Genomic DNA, 2,859 nt, shown 5'->3' with positions numbered 1-2,859 from the left:
ATTAGGAAATACTTTGTTGATCTCAATTTTATTTAACAGCATTACATAATCTCCATTTTTCTTCGGATTAGATGATTCTATTCTGAAAGGCATTACCAGATTTCCTGCTTTTCTGTAATCGGAATATACTAGCGTATCATCCTTTTTGATCTCTTTCAAAAGCATAAAAGTCTGTGCATCAAAATAATAAATATTTTTATTCACATTTTTAGTAAGCTCTACCTTATGACAATACACATTGCCCAGTTTTTCTTTTCCTAAATATTTAGCTTCAAAACCCTTATTCTCCCAATCGATAAAATCATTATCAAAACTTTCCGGAATATAGTCTGTATATTCCTGAAGCTTATTGGTGGCATAGTTCATTCCATATCCTTTACTACCGTCATACCCTTCTATTGCTACCTCTTTGCCATTGATGGTAATAACAGTTTTAGTAAGATTAGGACGCTGCTGATATATTTTTATAGGATATTCATCTTTAATTCCCAAAACTACTTTTCCCTGTAACAATACGGAATTCAAAAGCTTCCAATTCGTTAATCCGCCGGATAATTCAATGTTTTTATCGATAATCTCTTTTGCAGTCTGGGCAAAGGAAATCTGTGAAAAAATCAACACCAATACTAACAGTAATCTCTTCATTAATTCAGTTTATAAATCCAAATATAAGGTTTTGTTATTAATTATATTGTTAATGTATGCTAAAGTAAAGTGGAAAGCATGATTTTGATTCTTTGATATAAAGTATCATTCTCTGATATCAGATCAGTTTCCTTGCTTTTTCCAGATCCTCCGGAGTATCAATGCCCACACCGATAAAGTTGGTTTCTATCATTTTAATTTTCATTCCATATTCCAGGTAACGGATACATTCTATCTTTTCAGCTATTTCCAAAGGCTTCATTTCAAGTTTGGAAAATTGAATCAGAGCATGTTTTCTGAAAGCATACACTCCGATATGTTTGAAATAGTCTACATCATAAGAAACTTCCCTGTGGTAAGGAATAGCAGAACGGCTAAAATATAAGGCAAATCCATTATTATCTGTAATAACTTTAACATTATTAGGATTTTCGACTTCTTCTTTTTCAGTAAGTTTAATTTTTAATGAAGCTAAAGAAATCTCCTGATTATCATCTTCTTTAAAGACTTCTATCAGCTGCTTCAATGGTTCAAGCTTTAAAAAAGGTTCATCACCCTGAACATTGATCACGATATCACAATCAATATTCTGAACTGCTTCTGCGATTCTGTCACTACCTGTCTCATGTTGTCCCGTCATGACCGCTTTACCACCATGGCTAAGAATCTCTTCAAAAATAATTTCAGAATCTGTAGCCACAAAAACTTCGTCAAACAAACCTGTTTCCACTACATTATTATAAGTAGTTGCAATAACTGTTTTTTCTCCTAAAATCTGCATTAATTTTCCAGGAAACCGGCTCGCTTCATAACGTGCTGGAATAACCGCTATAATCTTCATATAGTTATAAGTTATTAATTATGAGTTATAAGCTTAACATACAATCCTTTAAAATTGTAGAACTTATAACTCATAACAAATTTATGACAACTTATTTAAAGCAGTTGCCAGTTTAGGAAGCATCGTTTCTATTTCACTGATGGCTAATCCTCCTACAGAAGCACGGAACCAAGGTTCTGTTTTTTCTTCTCCAAAAGCTGAAAAAGGTACTAAAGCCACTCCTGCTTCATTGATTAAATAAAATACCAGATCAGAAGAGTTAGCAATAACACTTCCGTCAGGTTTTGTTTTTCCTATATAATCTAATTTAATAGTAAGATAAAGTGCTCCCATCGGCTCGATACTTTCCACTGCCAGTCCTTTTCCTTTCAGATTCTGAATTCCCTGATGAAGAATTTTTAAACTCGCTTCAAGTTTTCCTTTAAAGTCGTTTACAAAAGCATTGACCTGGTCTGTATTTTCATAATATTTTGCAGTAGCTTCCTGTTCCGGTTTTGGTGCCCAGGCTCCTACGTGAGTAAGAAGCGCTTTCATTTTGTCGATAATGTGAGAAGGACCGAATCCCCAACCTACACGTACTCCTGTAGCAGCAAGACATTTAGAAATTCCATCAATATAGATTGTGTACTCTTTCATCTCAGGAAAAAGAGACACCGGATCAACATGTAGTGCTCCAAATGTAAGGTTAGAATAAATCTGATCATACATTAAATATAATGGCTTCTCATCTTCACCTCTTTTCTTATTTTCAGCCAAAATCATTTCACAGATCTCCGTAAGCTGTTCTTTCGTAAACATTGTTCCCGTTGGATTTAGCGGAGAACAAAGAGCTAATAATACAGCTCCATCCAAGTGCGGTCTCAAATCATCCGCTGTTGGAAGAAAGTTAGTTTCAGGCTTTGTTTTTACTTCTACCGCATTAGCTGAAGTAAGATAGGCATAATGGTTATTGTTCCACGAAGGGGTAGGATAAATTACTTTATCTCCTTCATCTACAATGGTTTTATAAACAGCATAAATTAAAGGTCTTGAACCGGCGGTAATCAGGATATCATTCGCTGAATAATCAAGATTCCATCTGGTTTTCAAATCTTTGGATACTGCATTTCTTAGAGAAAGAAGTCCGTTAGCCGGCGGATAATTAGTCAAATTATTCTGATAAGCTTTCTGAATCTCTTCCTTTAACTGAGCTGGTATAGGATAAATATTAGAATTTAAATCACCGATCGTAAGATTGGCAATCTCCGCACCTTTTGCTTTTAAATCGTTTACTTCATTACCTATTTTCACGATTTCAGAACCGATCAGGTTCGCCGCTAATTTTGAAACTTTCAATTGAGATATTTATTATTTAATTAATATAGTTAACTTTT

3 protein-coding genes are annotated in these 2,859 nt (G+C 34.1%); all 3 read right to left on the bottom strand.

Annotated elements, in window-relative coordinates; all coding sequences use genetic code 11:
• On the bottom strand, positions 1 to 645 hold a 645-nt coding region (locus tag Q0A18_RS07675), incomplete at its 3' end, for a histidine kinase (RefSeq protein WP_292009563.1).
• 118 nt (positions 646 to 763) lie between these two features.
• On the bottom strand, positions 764 to 1,486 hold the full coding sequence (gene kdsB / locus Q0A18_RS07670; RefSeq protein ID WP_292009562.1) for a 3-deoxy-manno-octulosonate cytidylyltransferase: 723 nt from the start codon (positions 1,484 to 1,486) through the stop codon (positions 764 to 766).
• A gap of 81 nt (positions 1,487 to 1,567) precedes the next feature.
• Entirely contained in the window at positions 1,568 to 2,821 is a 1,254-nt protein-coding gene (locus Q0A18_RS07665; protein ID WP_292009561.1) for an aminotransferase class I/II-fold pyridoxal phosphate-dependent enzyme, read from the bottom strand.
• Between the last annotated feature and the right edge of the window lie 38 nt (positions 2,822 to 2,859).

The organism is Chryseobacterium sp., from assembly GCF_022712095.1.
Taxonomy (GTDB): domain Bacteria; phylum Bacteroidota; class Bacteroidia; order Flavobacteriales; family Weeksellaceae; genus Chryseobacterium.
Note: the sequence above shows the minus strand (reverse complement) of the source record. Positions and strands in the feature narration are given on the sequence as shown.